The sequence below is a fragment of the Microcoleus sp. D2_18a_D3 genome (assembly GCF_036702455.1).
GTDB lineage: Bacteria > Cyanobacteriota > Cyanobacteriia > Cyanobacteriales > Microcoleaceae > Microcoleus.
The window spans coordinates 87,865-103,420 of the sequence record NZ_JAUBTK010000002.1 but is presented as its reverse complement, the minus strand read 5'-3'; the positions used below and the strand labels follow the sequence as shown (position 1 = coordinate 103,420).

16 protein-coding genes are annotated in these 15,556 nt (G+C 42.4%); 11 read left to right on the top strand and 5 right to left on the bottom strand.

All coding sequences use genetic code 11. The features are described from left to right. Positions 1-9: 9 nt before the first annotated feature. From QUB06_RS01920 to QUB06_RS01910, 3 genes are all read right to left on the bottom strand, one after another. Complete coding sequence (locus tag QUB06_RS01920) at positions 10-522, bottom strand: hypothetical protein (RefSeq protein WP_333143564.1); 513 nt, start codon at positions 520-522, stop codon at positions 10-12. Further along, positions 515-2,182 carry a hypothetical protein gene (locus QUB06_RS01915; RefSeq protein WP_333143565.1) on the bottom strand — a complete coding sequence of 556 codons (1,668 nt, stop codon included), beginning with the start codon at positions 2,180-2,182 and terminating at the stop codon, positions 515-517. The genes QUB06_RS01920 and QUB06_RS01915 overlap by 8 nt, the downstream gene beginning before the upstream one ends. 125 nt (positions 2,183-2,307) lie before the next feature. Further along, a complete protein-coding gene (locus tag QUB06_RS01910) occupies positions 2,308-2,532 on the bottom strand; it encodes a hypothetical protein (RefSeq protein WP_333151699.1) in 225 nt (74 codons plus the stop codon). A 136-nt stretch (positions 2,533-2,668) separates the two neighbouring features. On the opposite strand from QUB06_RS01910, the gene QUB06_RS01905 reads away from it, so the two are divergent. From QUB06_RS01905 to QUB06_RS01880, 6 genes are all read left to right on the top strand, one after another. Then, on the top strand, positions 2,669-3,004 hold the full coding sequence (locus QUB06_RS01905; RefSeq protein WP_333151703.1) for a DUF3846 domain-containing protein: 336 nt from the start codon (positions 2,669-2,671) through the stop codon (positions 3,002-3,004). Positions 3,005-3,027: 23 nt separating this feature from the next. Further along, positions 3,028-3,681: a siphovirus Gp157 family protein gene (locus QUB06_RS01900; protein WP_333151705.1), complete on the top strand. Its 654-nt coding sequence runs from the start codon at positions 3,028-3,030 to the stop codon at positions 3,679-3,681. 366 nt (positions 3,682-4,047) lie between these two features. Continuing rightward, positions 4,048-4,365: a hypothetical protein gene (locus QUB06_RS01895; RefSeq protein WP_333151707.1), complete on the top strand. Its 318-nt coding sequence runs from the start codon at positions 4,048-4,050 to the stop codon at positions 4,363-4,365. 14 nt (positions 4,366-4,379) lie between these two features. After that, positions 4,380-4,619: a hypothetical protein gene (locus QUB06_RS01890; RefSeq protein WP_333151709.1), complete on the top strand. Its 240-nt coding sequence runs from the start codon at positions 4,380-4,382 to the stop codon at positions 4,617-4,619. A gap of 71 nt (positions 4,620-4,690) precedes the next feature. Continuing rightward, entirely contained in the window at positions 4,691-5,011 is a 321-nt protein-coding gene (locus QUB06_RS01885; RefSeq protein WP_333151711.1) for a hypothetical protein, read from the top strand. Positions 5,012-5,118: 107 nt separating this feature from the next. Then, the gene (locus QUB06_RS01880; RefSeq protein ID WP_333151713.1) at positions 5,119-5,751 is read left to right on the top strand and encodes a hypothetical protein; all 633 of its coding nucleotides are present in this window, start codon (positions 5,119-5,121) and stop codon (positions 5,749-5,751) included. Between the two features lie 390 nt (positions 5,752-6,141). Here the strand turns inward: QUB06_RS01880 and QUB06_RS01875 are convergent, their stop codons facing one another. After that, complete coding sequence (locus tag QUB06_RS01875) at positions 6,142-6,498, bottom strand: HNH endonuclease (protein ID WP_015179769.1); 357 nt, start codon at positions 6,496-6,498, stop codon at positions 6,142-6,144. A gap of 209 nt (positions 6,499-6,707) precedes the next feature. Further along, positions 6,708-6,890, bottom strand: coding sequence for a hypothetical protein (locus tag QUB06_RS01870; RefSeq protein WP_333142813.1), 183 nt, complete (start codon positions 6,888-6,890; stop codon positions 6,708-6,710). A 251-nt stretch (positions 6,891-7,141) separates the two neighbouring features. Between QUB06_RS01870 and QUB06_RS01865 the strand changes: the two genes are divergently transcribed. The 5 genes from QUB06_RS01865 to QUB06_RS01845 all read left to right on the top strand — a co-directional run bounded on the left by QUB06_RS01865 (position 7,142) and on the right by QUB06_RS01845 (position 15,554). Continuing rightward, positions 7,142-7,333, top strand: coding sequence for a hypothetical protein (locus QUB06_RS01865; RefSeq protein WP_333142812.1), 192 nt, complete (start codon positions 7,142-7,144; stop codon positions 7,331-7,333). A gap of 868 nt (positions 7,334-8,201) precedes the next feature. Next, positions 8,202-9,581, top strand: coding sequence for a GNAT family N-acetyltransferase (locus tag QUB06_RS01860; protein WP_333142811.1), 1,380 nt, complete (start codon positions 8,202-8,204; stop codon positions 9,579-9,581). Continuing rightward, positions 9,578-10,411 (top strand): hypothetical protein, encoded by an 834-nt coding sequence (locus QUB06_RS01855; protein WP_333142810.1) that lies wholly within the window; start codon positions 9,578-9,580, stop codon positions 10,409-10,411. The genes QUB06_RS01860 and QUB06_RS01855 overlap by 4 nt, the downstream gene beginning before the upstream one ends. A 44-nt stretch (positions 10,412-10,455) precedes the next feature. Then, entirely contained in the window at positions 10,456-14,361 is a 3,906-nt protein-coding gene (locus QUB06_RS01850; RefSeq protein WP_333142809.1) for a hypothetical protein, read from the top strand. 323 nt (positions 14,362-14,684) lie between these two features. After that, on the top strand, positions 14,685-15,554 hold the full coding sequence (locus QUB06_RS01845) for a hypothetical protein (RefSeq protein WP_333142808.1): 870 nt from the start codon (positions 14,685-14,687) through the stop codon (positions 15,552-15,554). The last annotated feature ends 2 nt before the right edge of the window (positions 15,555-15,556 follow it).

The window sequence follows — 15,556 nt, the reverse complement described above, 5'->3', positions numbered from 1 at the left end:
TAATAATTTTTAACTAAAGCTAGGCCCGACCATTGCCGGATCGAAACCAGCTAAGTTAAATGCGCTGTTTTCAAACTCAACTTCTCCCGAAAATTCCTCTGGTTCTTTTTCTTCGGGCAAACTTGCGGGATTTGAACTCTCAGGGGCAGTTAATTCCGTAGCAATAGATGCACCTGAATTCGATAAGTGAGGGAAAGTAGCTAAAGGAATTAAACCCGAAGAAATACCAGGGGCAATTACTCCTAACTCGGTACAGTTAAATCCCGCATCTCGGCAAACTTCATCTATCTGCCTAAGCAAAAAATTAATGCTTTCTCGCCTCAAATACTCTAACTCTGTACTAGAATGACTACCGCTATTGCGTAATGATGCTAACAGCCACCGCGCTTTGATTAGAGGTAAAATCGTTTCCTGTAAACTAAAAAAAGGATGATTTTGCAGGTAAGATAGCAAGATAGCGTCTTCGGAATCTGGCAAAACTTGACAGCGCCAGCAAAATTCCTTGTAACGTTTTCTAGGCATAATTCCTCACCTTCTTTCCAGCACCTCGGTAGGGTCCTCCCAATAAGAGAGCTGCATCTAAGTTTGCTTCTGATTCCTCTAATGAAGGTTCTGTATTGGACGACTCCTCCTCCTCACTCCATTTATTAGAATCATCTAAGCAGCTATCTTTGATACTTGAATCAGCATTTTGTTGAGCGCAAACTTCACTGTTTTGTTCAGTAATAATTTCAGTGTTTTGTTCAGTGGGTTCCTCAAATTTTTGTTCAGCGGGTTCTTCAAATTTTTGTTCAGTAATATCTTCAGTCTTTTGTTCAGTAGATTCCTCAAATTTTTGTTCAGTAGATTGCTCGGATTTAGCGTGAGTAAATTGCTCAATTTTTAATTGAGTAGGTGGCTCGGATTTTGGGTGAGTAGGTTGTTCAGATTTGGGCTTGGTAGATTGTTCAGATTTGGGCTTGATAGATTGTTCAGCACATTCTTTTACACTCTGTATATCAGTTGGAGGGAGTGGAGCATCTCCTGAAGTAGAAGTTGTATCTTCTGCCCTCTGAGAAGTTGCCGCAACAGAGCTTTGCCTCAGTACCTCAAACTGAGATTTGAAGTAAGAAAATAGTCCGTAAACATCAGCTATGCGGCAACCTAAACCATCAGGGTCAAGTGTTTTTGGCACTGTTATGCCTGCGTGCCAAGACAGCGAATAAGGAGAAAACTGATTTCGCAGTTCTGGCTTCATATATTCAGAAGTCCCCCCGCAAAATACAATTTCATCTAAATCGGGCGGCAGCACTTCATTAATCCAATGAGATAGCATTCGAGCGTAGTCGAAGCGAGACAGCTTGACTGCTTCAATCAATTGGTCAACTTCTCGATCTTTAGCTGTTTCCTCTCGATTCCGAGCAATTCGGTAAAAGTAAGGGCGGTTGTAGCTTACGCCCGCTTGAGCGATTGATAAAGCCAAACGGGAAGCATCGTAGTTAGATGTTCGCTCTTGAACTAGATCCACCAACCTTACCATTCCTAAGTCTGAAGTTTTGCCCTTACCGACAGCACCGCGTGCCGAAACTATTACCGAAGCATTGCGAAATCCTACCATAACAAAGGCAGTTACCCGCTGCTTGAAGGCTGAACCTAAATTACTGTTGTGGATCAAAGCAATGCCGCCGCCTTCTTGCAAAGCTTGGGTTTTGTCCAGGGTAACGGAGAGCTTGCCTGTGGGTGTTTCAAATGAAGCAGAGTATTGACTTAAGAGTTCAAAAAATTGCTTGGAGTCATTAAACTCGCCTGGGGGCAAGAAAACGGAGATCGCAGCGCTAAATTGACTGCCTAAATCTAACTTCCGCGACACTACCCACAAAGCTGCTAGAGCTTTGTACAAAGCGCTACTGTACTTCAGTCCCGCTAAACCGATGTGAGCATTGAATTGCGATGCTGCTAGGTAACCAACGGCTCGGCATTCATTACCAATTGCCACCCAAGCAATATTTTCGGGAGATGCTGATGCGAGGTTGGGTTGTGTGAAACAATTGGCTATGTCTTGGCTCACTGGCCCCACCTGCGATTCCATTACAAAGGAGTTCGCTTTACTGCCTGCTTGCGAGCTTTGGCAGAAAACTCTAGTAGATAAGCCGCCAAAATCTATAGCCAGAATCGCATCTGGTATTGAGGATTTTTTCTTCATAAACGCTGGCTTTTATTACGTTACAAAATGATAGTATTGGCTTCAGTTTAAGTCTGACCTCACCAAATCCGGTGGTTTTGGATAATTAAAATAGCCCCCTCCAAATGGCGGGGACAGGCTGCCTTTCAAGGAAAAAATCTTGGGTAGATTATCAGGGAAAGAGCTTTAGAGTTGTAAGAAACGGTGTAGGTATTGTGAGTGAGATACCGAGCAGGTACGCCCAAAGTATCTTCAATAAAGTGTTTGAGTTCGGTGTGGGAGTAGCACTTCTCGAACGTACCCCACTTGGTAATTACGCCATCGTTATAAGCAATACCCGCATGATTGGTCGATCGCGGGCGTGATAGCACTAACCACCAGAGTTGGGCGGGTTAAGTGGTAAGCAGAGGTCATACTAAATCAACTTAATATCAAGAGTAATTTTAAATATACGAAAAATTTAAAGTAAAGGGCTACCGCTAGGGTGTAAAAAATAGGGAGTAAGCTATGCTCTACGCTTTGATTAATTCAACAGGAATCCATCGGCTGGAAGTAGAAGAAAAGTTGGAACTTGCAGATTTGCAAAACCGAGTGGGCATTGCAGGTGAACCTGCGTTCATAGAATATGTCCGGAATCAATTTCCAGATCCCGCGATAGACCTAATCTGTGATGAGGAATTCTTATACAAGGAATTGCCCTTAACCTGCATTACTCGTCGCAGTATTGCACTTGGCGGTCAAGTGATTGCTACTGCCTGTACGGATGATGGTGAAACAATAGGGTTGACCGAAGCTCAGTTTCAATTAGTCGCGACAAATCTGATTATTGCGAGCAGGATCTAATCTATCATGCCTCAAGTTTGCGCTTGGGGCAACTTCCTTACCCCGAAACTCCTGAAACCGACTCAATTGTGCAGCAAGCATGGCAACACATGAACCCAGACCAACGTGCTCTGATTTCCAGTCGCTGTGAGGCTCACCGAGGGCGCACTAAGTCATTGCATTTACTTACTGTAGAACTGGAGGACTTGGATAAGCTAATCGACAACATCGAAGGTGAAGAAATCACACCCGAATTAGAAGTAGCGGTGCAACAACTCTTAGAACAACGGGGTAGTACCTACGAGCAATGGCTTTCCAAGGTTGATAACTACTGCGCTGCCATTACCAACCGCCATGCCCTGAGCCAACAACGTAAATCTGAAGCAGAACGCCTGAATAAACTCGCAGCTACCGACAGCAAACGAGTGAATTGGATGAAACAGCAACTCAAGAGCTGTCTCAAATCTCAGGGTGTCAAGAAACTAAGGCTGCGCCGCATCCACTTAACTATCAGCAACAATGGCGGAGTTTTGCCCCTCAAACTCCCTTGTGAAGTAAATCAACTTCCTCCCCAGTTTCAACGCATTGAAGTATCGCCCGATAATTCAGTCATCCGACAAGCCTTGGAAGCGGGAGATATCGAAGCTCAGAAAGTTGCACAATTCGGAGGACGCGAAACTCATTTGAGCGTTTTATAGATTGCCATTAAGCAGCAAATAATCACTTTTTACCAAGGACTATTTCCTGCTGAATGTTAACATAAAAACAAAAGTAATTTTAATAAGATAGCTGTCGCTAGTGTAGAAAAAACACTAAGTTAAAGGTACACAATGCACTGCTGTTTAGGGTTAGATTGTCCTCAAATGGGTTTAGATGAAGGCGGAGAGTGGGGAGCCTCTCATAGTTGTAAAAACACTTATTCTGGCTCCTTCCTTCTTCCTTCTTCCTCTTTCCTCCTGGCTCCTGGCTCCTAACTCCAATTTCTAGCTTGGCTGCAAAAGTGAGATGTTCCCGGAGAGTGCATCAACGAAGAAAGTTGCTACCGTTACACAGAAGCTGGGAATTTGTACGAAATAGTGCTACTCAAAGGATTCCCAGGTGCGGTGTATCTTTGCTGGCATAGCAAGGATAATGCGAACACCGAATGGACTGATGAAAAGTGGGGGTTCAAGCACCTCAACAACTGCGATTGGTTGCTGCACAGCAGCGCATCATTGAATGCCTTTGCAGAATGGCAACACGCCTATTACAAACTAAGCTCTAGAAACAATACCAAGTATGTCCGCAGTGACTTATTTGATGACTTTGAGTATTTGAGAAAGCAGGTAGACCCAGACTACGGGAAACGCCAAGAAAGCAGCGCTCTCATCCTATTTGAATAACAGAACACATAAAAATGACCAGAAACATTCACACATTCCTCAGAACGGCTTGCTTCGTGAGATGCCGTCACCATTCCCATCACGAACGAGGATACACCTTAAAGCATCATAAACTTGAGGGCATCATTCAAGTTTGGTTCAACTCTTTTGAGCTGTTGGATGAGGCAGAAAAAGTTTTGAGAACAGAAGGGCTTGAACTAAAGATAACTTTGGCTGATCAATCTAACGGCTGTTTTCTTTCGCTCGATTGTTAGATAACTACTACACTCTGGGATTAATGGAGTCATAAAAGATGCAGATTTTCTCATTGAGGAAGTACAATCCCATGTCTCATTCCAATCGGATGGTATCGCGCTATGAGTATCCCAACTGCTATCACGACAATGTGTATAACTTCAAAAAAATGATTTATCCAATCAACCCGTTTGATGATGGGGTATGGATTGAAGCTAGTCGGGTTCCGCCTGAAGTGTTCGTGCAGTCTATTAAAGTAGAGTTTATTCTGAGAGATGCGAAAAATCCTTGGCTGAATGTCATCAAAAATGATTCATCAGAAATGATGGTTCGTGTTGATGCCCAATGGATTCAAACATTTAAAATACCCCGATATCTGGGAGGTAACTCAAATGAAATAACAACAAAATAAAGAGCAATTCGTTGTTGAGCATTGACTAAAACAACGGTAGATATTGAATACACGAAAGGCCAAAAAACCAGCGTTTCCATGCCCTTTTACTTGAACAAGGAGGAATCATGTTAGGAACACACTTCATCGAATTACCCGTAGCGATGCCACCCATGTTACCGGGGATGGTGGGAGTCAACAACACTCAATACTTTGCTCTTTATTACCAAGGAAGCAAAGCCACCTGGAGTAATGGCAGAGCAATGGCTACATTTAGCTACTACGCCGTGTATGCGCCACTGATAGAACACATAACTCTCGCAATCCACTTAGAATCTTACAACTTAGGCTCTGATGATGAATTGCCCGAACACGCAATTTTATGCGACACTGTTCGCCATAAAATGTATGTCGGCGCGTACAAAGAAATCGATTATTTCCTGTTACAGCAGCATCCCCATGAGCCGTCCCAGTTGACCGCCCAAGAGTTTGAAGAAGCCGTGAAAGCGGTGGAAAGTATGACCTTAGAGCAAATGCAGCGTTTGGGAATGTTCGAGATGTTCGGCAACACCAATCCCCAAGCGCGCCTCGCAACCGCAGAATTGGTGCAGTGGCTAGACCAACAAATCACCGAAGAATTGATACAGCAATATATCCAATTAGCTAATCTGGGTAATTGGACAGCGGTGAGGGCATTAGACACCCTCAAGCGTAGAATCTCAGAAGGTAAGAAATACCACCAGCAATTAGAGAGCAACTAAATTATCTATGCCGGAGAAGTCTCGATATTACAGCCCCGGCATGGGTACAAAACACCCATAGTGTAGCAAACGCGGAGTTAGCCCATGAAGCGATTGACTTGGAGGGATAAAGCAATTTATTCAGTAATTTTCTCGATGCTTGGCAGCTTTCTAAGAGTAACGAAGACCTTTAACAACCAGCCGGGAAGTCCCTCGGTATATTTAGAGGGGATTAATCTGAGCGCTGCGCGAAGTACCCCGAATAAATTACCGCAGGGACTTCCCGGCTGGTTGTTAAACAAAAATACGAAATTTCCTCTTCAACGGCGAACACGCTCGCGCTGGAAAACTGTAAAGCTACCTTTAAACAAAGTAAACGGACACCAGCGGATTCGGATCGGATACATTGTTTCATGCCGATTCCAGAGAGCACTCCATAATATCCCAGTCAATGCCATCATCGGGGAACAAGGATAATTGCCCTGGCGATACGTTTGATTGACCGCGATTGTGATAGGACAGGTGACACGCGGTACACAGAGCGATTAAGTTTTCTGGGCGATTGTCCTCCGGTATCCGATTGCGATGGTGCACCGCTAAAGTTAAGGCACATCGTTCAGATTTGGTTAAGCCGCTTTGTTTACCGGGTCGGAGTTTACCGGGTCGGAGGCATTGTTGATGGCACTTTGCACAACGCCACCCCGCGTTTTCTTTCACCGAAAGCGCAATCTCTTGCCAATTGTCGGGATATCTCTTTGGTTTAGGCATAGCGGTAAAAGCTCATCTTTTCAAAATAGGGCGATCGCTCTGTTATCGAAGTAAATTCAATTCAAAGTTGTCAGCAGTCAATGTCAACTTCAACGCTGTCTTAATTCTCCCACAGGAATTCTGCCAATAAGCGAAAATCTTCAACGGTGGGCTTATACTCGCAAGCTACTTCCCATGCTTCGGTTAAAATAGCCCATTGTTCGGGAGTCTTAGGTTTTTGGCGCACCAGACAGAGTGAGGAAATTGGTTTTGATGCGGGCTTCTGATGGGTTAACCCCCGATTTTACCAGTTGTAGTTCAAATGATGGATGGATGCTGCTGGCAAGGATGTCGGCATAGTCCATTTCCAGCAAATTGATTTGTTCGATCGGCCAGTCAGTCATTCTCTGCATTCCATATTTCTTAGTGCCTATCTGCCATCATTTCACGCTTGTCTCATTCTTGAGCGATCGCCAAGTAAGAACACACAAAGTACACAGCAGCAGAAACTCGCTTGACGATCGCACACAGTCCCAGCGACCCCTGGGTTTTTTAGTTGGTGACTTTTGGGATGACGAGCGTTGGTGAGGAAACTTGAAAAGCAGTGGCTACACAACTTCTGTTAAGCTTGCTAGATTAGCGAGTAGTCTAAAAAATCAACCCTATGAATTCACTAACCTTTTTGCACAACATCAACATCAACAGCGCCATCATCAGCGTTTTGAACTTGGTGCTGTTTCTTGAATTGACGATCGCCTGTTGCCGGGGAATGTACCGGGGTTGGACGATCGGTGAAGCAACTGTTGGCAAAATATTCTTACTAACCACGATCGCTGCAATCATGTTTCGCTTCTGACAATCGTGGCCGCATGAGTTTGCGGTGTTAAGTGTGTGGCCTCAATGCGCGTTCTGGGTGTTTGCTGGGGGATTAGTCGGCTGCACTTCCAAGTGGGGTGTCGAGCGAGTGTTTTCCCGTTGCTGATAATTATCGTTCCGAACTATCGCTTTACATCGAATCTCTAGCTCGCAACATTTGGAATAGCCCAGTGCTGAGGGGGTTTCGTACTTGGAATAAGTTATTCCGCATTGGGGACATCAATTAGTAAACAGCGGGTAAGCGCCTAAAAGTTCTAAGTGTTGCAGGATAAGTTCGCCATTCTAGTAGCTCGCGCTCTCTTCCATAAATTATCCATCCAGTTTTGTGTTGGGGCTTTCTTAAAAATCCGGTTAAGTGCTGCTGGTGTTGTGATCTGTTAACACTTGTGCTATATTCTGAAGTCTTTATCCTTCTAAAATGCTTAATTGTCGTGCAAGTACCGGGTGTGACAGTAAGAGCCAGCCCAACCCTTGCTGGTCATAGGATGTAGCCATGACATCCTACTGATAGGACTATGCAAGTAGCATACGCGAATCAGCTTGTAAGGTGTGTCAGACTCTGATTATGGATAGATTCTCACATTATCAGGGGGTTCTTATCGGGTCTACCTTATTAATTGGGAGACTTGCATAGCTCCTGGTTAAGTAAGTTATTCTATCAAACAATTAACTAATCAAGATGTAATGTTTTAGTCCAAAAACTTAGTAATGCAAAAATTTAATAAAGTCGTAAAAGTACAATACAATTAATAGTATAAATTTTACCGCAAGCAACAAGTGTAAAATTAACAGGTGCGGACATCGGCTACACTTGTCTACGTTCGTTGGTTGGAAGAAGTGAGGTATGTGTGCAGACTAGGTGTTTAGAGTCAGAGGTGGTATTTGCTTCGAGCGAGGAGCTAGTTCAGATTAAGGTGCTTGCCGATGTGCATCGGCAAGAGATAGGCTTTGTGAATCGGGCAGTCCTGGCAGAAGCGATCGCAAGTCGTGAAATTCTTTACCACCCCTTCGGCTTTCTCCATTTTCATCACCGTCGAGACAAGATATCTACTCTTTACCATCTTTGCGTTTCCCCCGACCACCGCAGGCTAGGCATGGGTCGTCAGCTTATTTGGGCATGGGAAAAACACAGTAGGAAGTGCGGTATTACAAAACTGCGCCTAAAATGCCCCCTGGACATAGAAGCTAACGGGTTTTACAACAAGATGGGATTTGATCGGGTTCAAATTGAACCTGGTAAACGCCGCTCTTTGGTTGTTTGGGAAAAGATATTATGCTCTAATATTCTCCTGACAATTCCCAAGTTTGTGGCTGCCGTAAGTGCTGGCGGCCCTGAGATTGAACGCAGTCGGCAGTTGTGGAATTCTAGCGGTGATCGGCGTAATCCCTTTGAAAACGTTCTTTACTCACCGATAACGTGCCCAGCTTCTACTACAGAATACTTTCGTCAACAAAAAGATGTGGGAAACATTTCGGAAGTTTGGCTAGATTGCGGTGCATATCAGGTGCAACAGGGGAAATTTACTTACGATCGACTGCTGGAATTTTTAGATAATTTTTATCGCAATAATACTTGGGCAGATGGGTATGTATTGCCCGATATTGTACCCATCTCAACTGATTCAGATGAAATAGTGGAGTACAAAGTTCGCGAAACGCTTTACCATTGCGAAAAATTTTTCGGTAAAATGCCTGTTTATGTACAAGAACGCGCGATCGCCCCCGTACACGGACGCACTATCAACCAAATCAATCGCTGCATTGAAACCTATGCAAAAATGGGTATTACCCGTATCGGCTTTGGCTCTTGGGGAACGTCAGGACCCAACGGCAGCGTTAATATGATTTCTGAATCTAGTTTGGCATTGTTTAAGATTGTTGGCAGTATCGCCCGCGAAAAAAACATGAAAGTTCACTGCTTTGGCATTGGCGGTCCAAACAGCTTTTATCGCCTCCGCAACAACTCCCTTGTACCCCATAGCTTAGATAGCTCAACCTGGTCAAAAGCAGGAGCCTTCGGCAGCATCTTTTTTCCGGGTACTTCTCAAATTCAAATTACCGTTAGACGCGGTTTTGAAACTACTAAAACTGGTCTAGAGGAACTCAAAAAATCTACGCAACATTCATGTTACTTTTGTCAAAGTATTGATAAATTGAGAACAAGCCGAGAATATCGGATTATGCACAATTTAACTGCTTGGTTAGATACTTTAGAACGCGCTTTATGAGCAATAAATTAACTTTACATATTCAGCAAAATACTACGCTAGAAAGAGTAGCTATAATTCTTGATTTTTTGAAAAATAAAGAAACAAATTTTGAACAACTTGGAGCTAGTTGTAATTTAGGGCTTTCCGTTCTCCAAAAAGTGGTATTTCCCTTCTTGCGAAATCTTTCAATTATTTCAAAAAAAAATCCCCCCTCACTGACACCTCTTGGTCAAGTTGCAGCTAAAATTCAAGAGTCTAACCCCGAATTGCTAGGAGATTTTTTACATTTAGTAATTTATAATCTACACCAAGAAGAAGCTGAAAAAAGGTTTTCTTGGACTTATGCTACAGTTGTACAACAACTCTGGTTGCGAAAAGAAGTTGTTTTATCACCGCCCGAAAAAAAGTCCCTAGTTGGAGAAGTAATTGAAAAGGCTGCTGTGAAGTTTGAACTACCTACCAGTGAAATAGCATTTAGTGATACGAGTGTGGCTGGTGCCCTCAATTGGCTGCGATCGTTATCACCCAGTGTTATAGAACCAGAAGGCAAATACGAACACTTCAGCCGTCGCTACTTCAGTGCCGCTCCTATTTTACTTCAGGCAGTAGACACAATCTACAAACAGCAACAACGAACCTATGGAGTCAAGATTTTCTTGCGAGAAGAAGTTCAAGAGGCTATTTGTCAAATGTTGTTGCTAGATCCGAGCGGATTAGATGGTAGCATAGATAATGCTAAATGCACCTATGATTATGATCGAGGTGGCTTCTTTGACTGTGGCTATGAAGGGGGATACGGACAATGGGTAATGCTAACTCAATCCCCTGAGTGGACTCAATTGCTTTAGCTAAGTATTAGCATTCTCCGAGACACACTTTATATTTACAATCCATGAACAGATTATTAGAACAACTAGACTCTATCCAAGCAATTGTCGATACAGTCAATCCCTCCCAGATAGAAAATGAGCCTCAAGAAGTAGCCAGAGTTTATAATCTATATGCCACCACCTATAACCCAATTGAACCCGTAAAAACTCTAAAAGACCATTTGATTGAGGAAATTGGTAAGGGTAAACCTGTTACTGGCTACCTTAGTGCCGACTATGGGTATGGTAAGACAGCAACACTAATTTATTTATGGCAGCAGTGTCAGGATCATAAGATAATGGCGGTGCCACCTTTCAAGTTTAAAGAGCTGGGAGATTTGATGGTTGCCACTTATGGCTGGATAAAAACGCGCCTCAAACCAGAATTTCTTCCTCAGATTGAGGTACTGTATCGCAAATATGGCTTGAAGTCTCAGCAAAATATAGCAGCAGACATAGCGCTTAAGTACAAGTTATCTGAAGAGAAAGCTTTAAAAATTATTCAACAATTAAATACTGACACCACAAATACTGATAATGTTTTGAATTTTTGGCAGGAGACAGTTTTTCTCCTCCGACAAGCAGGTTTTGCAGGTTTAGCAATATTTGCGGATGAAAGCCAAGAATTTTTGCGAACAGAAGAAGGTGCTAGCGTTCGCATCCAGATTTTGAGCGATTTAGTTAAAGGAATGCGAGCTTTGGGTTCTACGCCTGTTGCATTAATTCTAAGTATGCCGACTACTCCGACTGAATCAGCTATTGAAGAACAAGCTGGTGATATTATTCACCGTATGAAGGAACAGAAAGTATCTCTTAGATTAGCTGGTGCGTACAGCTCTGAGTTCCCAGCAAAACTGTGGAATTATTTGTGTACTAATTTTCTGGAAGACAAGGCGCAGCAAAATCACTTGGCACATCCAGCAACAATTGAAAGTTTAGGGCAATTATGCGATCGACAAAACTTCAGCAATGGCCCTCGCACCGTCATTGAAGTATTTAAACGCATCATCCATTTTGCTCCAAATAATCAGCGTCCCTATACTCCTTTAGATTTGATTCAGGATTATCTAGAAGGACAAGTACAGTTATATGGCACGGAACAACACAAAATTAGCAATACTATCAAAACCTTGGAGCCGTTGATCTCCTTTCCAAAACACCCCAAAGGACGAGAGGTAATCAAGCTACTCGCTGGTTTCCCCTCAGGCCTTTCTGAAAGTGTAGCTAAACAATTTCAACTCTTAAAGGAGTTGAAAAAACTAGCAGAAGATGACAATTTTTACGGGCTGCACATTATACAGCCGACTGAGCGCACTTTTGCTTTAGTCGCCCTTCTTCAGACAAGCATTCCCACAGTTGTAGATAAAATTCTAAATCGATTTCGTCAGCAATGGTTTGGAGAGTGGAACGATACTCAAAAAGAAGAGATGGCTACAACGATTTTCAAGTCGGAAATTATTTCTTTACTCTTCCCACTTTCTAGAACTGGTCAGAAAGCCAATTGGTCTTGGCGTTATAAAGGGGAGTGGAAGCAGGATAGATTCGGAGTTTTTAATTTATTAGAAGGGGCTCCAGAAAAATATAATGCGGATTTTCCTAAGCGTTCTCTTGTTATCAGTGTCGGGAGTAAAGAATCTGGTTTAATGAGGTTTCAATCCCCAGAAGAAACTCACTTAGATTGGCGGTTTTACTTTAACTATGAGCGAAAAGCAACCGTCGTTCCACAAGTTTTAACTGCGATCACCGGAACTAATCAAGTAGACTTCCATCTTCAGTTAGGTCGAAGTTTTGAAGGCGAATATCCCACATCATTCGGCTTACTCCGCAAAGTCATGGCTTCCGAACAATGTTCTGTTTGTACGCTGCTGAGTTTGTCTCATTATATTCAAGACTGGCTCTCAAAAAATCCTGAAGTCAGTAAAGCCGATCGCTCTAGATTAGAACACCATCGCCAAGAGTGTCACCAGTATGCCATGCGATTGCTGTTTCCGGCGATTTCGCCTCAAACTTGGGAAATTGGGGGCCTCAAGGGGGTAAATGGCTCAGACAGTAAACTTATCGAATCAGTGTTCTATCAAAAATGTAAAGCCTTATTTACCGATTATAAGTCTTTCTATAATAGTCTGAACCCGACGTTACGTAAATATAAGTTCCTCTTGGAAAAAATACCTTTATCTGTTCGCAAAGGTCGTCAGTTATATCAAGTTTCCAAAGAAGAATTTGAAAAATTGTTTGAAATGGGGAGTTCTAGCCTACCCAGTGTTTTAGCGGTTTTCAAACAACATGGCTTGATGAGTGGGGAAAAAATTGCCAAGCGGAAAGAAGGAAATTCCCAAATTAAATTTACAGAACATCCTTTGGAATCGTTTATTAAAGAGAAACTGCAATCACAAGGCAGAACACAAACAGTTGAGACGGCGTGGGGACAGCAAGATGTTAAAGCATTAGAGTATTCAAAGTTATGGAAAGCAGTTAAACTGCTTGGCTATCTTGAAGACGAGTTCCAAGAAGCTCTTGAATGGTTGCAGCGGCGACGCTACATAGAGTGGGCGCGTTCAACGGATATTATCCGCGAAGCCAGTTTGGAATTAGAGCCAGAGGAGTTAAATGGTCAATTAAAAGAACTCCGCGTTCGGGTTTCTTCGTTACTTGAAAGTTTTGATGAGACGATTTTACGTGAAATCAATGAAAAGATAAATGAGGAGGAAAAAATTCTTGATGCTAACCATGAGTCAGAGGTAGCTCTCGACCAAGTTCATAGAAATATCCAAGCCGAACGGGAGCTTCTAGAAAATTTTTGCATTGAGAGGCGCTCAACCCTGCAAAAAGAACTGCGTGGAATTAAACTCAGGCTAGAAAAATTTACCTTAGACTTGAATGCTTCTAAAATTAGTCAAATGATTGAGAGTGATAGCGGCCTAGAATCTTGTCTCAATGACTACCGGATAATTTTGGAAAGGCAAGTAAATCAGCTAGATAAAGATTGCCAAAGCCTAGCTAGTTCGCTTAAAGTAAATGAAACTGATATACTTGCATTGCATCATCAGCTAAAGCATTGTCAGCAGTTTTGGCTAACTTGCGAACCCACTAAATTAAGGCTTGAGGAGTTGGTAGATGGTTTAGAGAAGTGGCGGATTATTCTAAATCGAGCACAGATGTTACGAGAGAATTTGAATAAAGACCCAGTTCGCTTGATGCGTTACGATGATGACTTTGTTGACCGGGTTGTTAAGCATTTTAGCAACAATCAGCTTGAGAGTTTTAGACAGTACGATTTACTGCAACAACCTTTGGTTGAACTTGAAGAGGAAATTAATGGTGAACAGCGCTCGCGTCGAGAGGCTTTCGAGCAAATGCTTAGTCGTTACGAAGTCTTACTGGATCTAATTTCAATTAATGAATCTCCTTTGAAAAATCGATGCAAATTTGATGATGAAGACCGGGATGGATCTTACCACATTATGAAAGGAGTTGTGTGGGAAAATTTGCAAAAATTCTGCGAAGGTTTGGTTTCAGAATGGGAGCAATTGGAGCGTGATTTTTCCTTTATTTCCCAAGAACGCGACCACGATATGACAGAGTTTTTGAGTCAACTCACTGATTTAAAAACACAGCTATCATTACAAAGAGAACAGTTGCCATCTGCGATCGACAGCTTAGCCAACCTTGAAGAACAGATAAACGAACTCAAATCTATTTTTGAACGCGGTCAGGTTCTTCAGAATAAATTGAAAGAAATTCATTTTAAAAGAGATGAAAGCCTTCTGGAGGAAGAAAGACAGCTTTTAAATGCCATTAGCTCTGACAACAGTGCGATCGCCATTAGCCAACTTCGTCAAAATTTGCCACATAATCAGGAGGTATGGGAACTCTTAAAGACTTTGTACAAAAAGGGACATCTAGAGATTATGCTTCGCCGTCGGGATTAATCTTTAAAGAGTGAGGACTCCAGCTCATTTGTTAACAGACTGCTCGCGATCAGCCTCTTCCGGCAGATGGTGTTTCTACCACTTCTGTTCGCTCCAGGTTGCGTTAGCAAAGCTTACCGAGGATCTGAGGTCTATGAGTTCTCCTCTCAAGGCGAGACCATAACGCTTTAACCAATTGCCTATTCGCCAGATTTGGTGATAACCTTGAGAAGGTAAGCTGCCTTCAGGAGGTCTTAACCCGTATAGCAGAGAGCAGTAAAATATTGTGACCTTAGTGTTTACTGCAATAGACTCAACCTTTTACTTATACGCTTAAAGGTACTATGTCCAAGATAATTCCAGTTTTTTACTTACCAAAAGAGTATTATGAACAGGACATGAGGGTACTGGCGGAAGGGCTTGTAGCTAATAACGGTCAGATATTAAAGGCTGCATTGTCTTGGTTGGAAGGTAAGCTAGTTACTCATAAGGCACATAAAGGAAAGCCAGTAGGAACCCCCATGTCTGCTACAACTATAAAAAACTATTTAGCTGGTTTTTATGTTCTCGATATTTATAAATTAGATGGTCAGTTATATTCAGAAACTACGCCTGAAAAAACCAGAGCATCAATTTCGGTTCAGTCTAAAATAGAAGTTATCAAGCCCTTAGAGACTCTGGCTAAAAAGTCTTCTTCTCTTGAAGTTTTTAATGAAAATTTAACTCAAATTTGTTCTCAATATTCCCCAATGGTTAAAACTTACAGTAACGATAGATTTTTACTGTGTGAAAAGTATCAATTATCAGAAAACCCTGAACTTGCTAAACTTCAAGAGTTATTAATACAACATTGTGGCTATAGCTATGTTGGTAATCCAGGGGTGGGTTATCTCGATCTGTTTTATAGACACAAGATACAAATTGACAATTACTTAAACCTTTTAGACTTTATTTTAAAAAATTATCGCGATATTGCCCAGAAAAGTCTGGGTCTAGTTCCAGTTGCTCAGATTCGTGATAGAATTATGACGCAAGGATCAGATTATACGGAAGAACACTTTAAAAAACATCTGATTCAGTTGCAACTGACTCACCGCATCGAATTAAGGACAACCAAGTCTCAGCTTGCCCGTAATATGGGAATTGAGTGTATTGACATTCGAGGAGTCAATTACGGATTTATCAAACTTCTAGAACCTGCTATTGCTGTCTAAGT

Excerpts from the sequence above, each read along its gene's own strand:
- QUB06_RS01920 (WP_333143564.1), bottom strand. The coding sequence starts at position 522 with ATGCCTAGAAAACGTTACAAGGAATTTTGCTGGCGCTGTCAAGTTTTG.
- QUB06_RS01915 (WP_333143565.1), bottom strand. The coding sequence starts at position 2,182 with ATGAAGAAAAAATCCTCAATACCAGATGCGATTCTGGCTATAGATTTT.
- QUB06_RS01905 (WP_333151703.1), top strand. The coding sequence starts at position 2,669 with ATGCTCTACGCTTTGATTAATTCAACAGGAATCCATCGGCTGGAAGTA.
- QUB06_RS01890 (WP_333151709.1), top strand. The coding sequence starts at position 4,380 with ATGACCAGAAACATTCACACATTCCTCAGAACGGCTTGCTTCGTGAGA.
- QUB06_RS01885 (WP_333151711.1), top strand. The coding sequence starts at position 4,691 with ATGTCTCATTCCAATCGGATGGTATCGCGCTATGAGTATCCCAACTGC.
- QUB06_RS01880 (WP_333151713.1), top strand. The coding sequence starts at position 5,119 with ATGTTAGGAACACACTTCATCGAATTACCCGTAGCGATGCCACCCATG.
- QUB06_RS01875 (WP_015179769.1), bottom strand. The coding sequence starts at position 6,498 with ATGCCTAAACCAAAGAGATATCCCGACAATTGGCAAGAGATTGCGCTT.
- QUB06_RS01870 (WP_333142813.1), bottom strand. The coding sequence starts at position 6,890 with ATGCAGAGAATGACTGACTGGCCGATCGAACAAATCAATTTGCTGGAA.
- QUB06_RS01865 (WP_333142812.1), top strand. The coding sequence starts at position 7,142 with ATGAATTCACTAACCTTTTTGCACAACATCAACATCAACAGCGCCATC.
- QUB06_RS01855 (WP_333142810.1), top strand. The coding sequence starts at position 9,578 with ATGAGCAATAAATTAACTTTACATATTCAGCAAAATACTACGCTAGAA.
- QUB06_RS01850 (WP_333142809.1), top strand. The coding sequence starts at position 10,456 with ATGAACAGATTATTAGAACAACTAGACTCTATCCAAGCAATTGTCGAT.
- QUB06_RS01845 (WP_333142808.1), top strand. The coding sequence starts at position 14,685 with ATGTCCAAGATAATTCCAGTTTTTTACTTACCAAAAGAGTATTATGAA.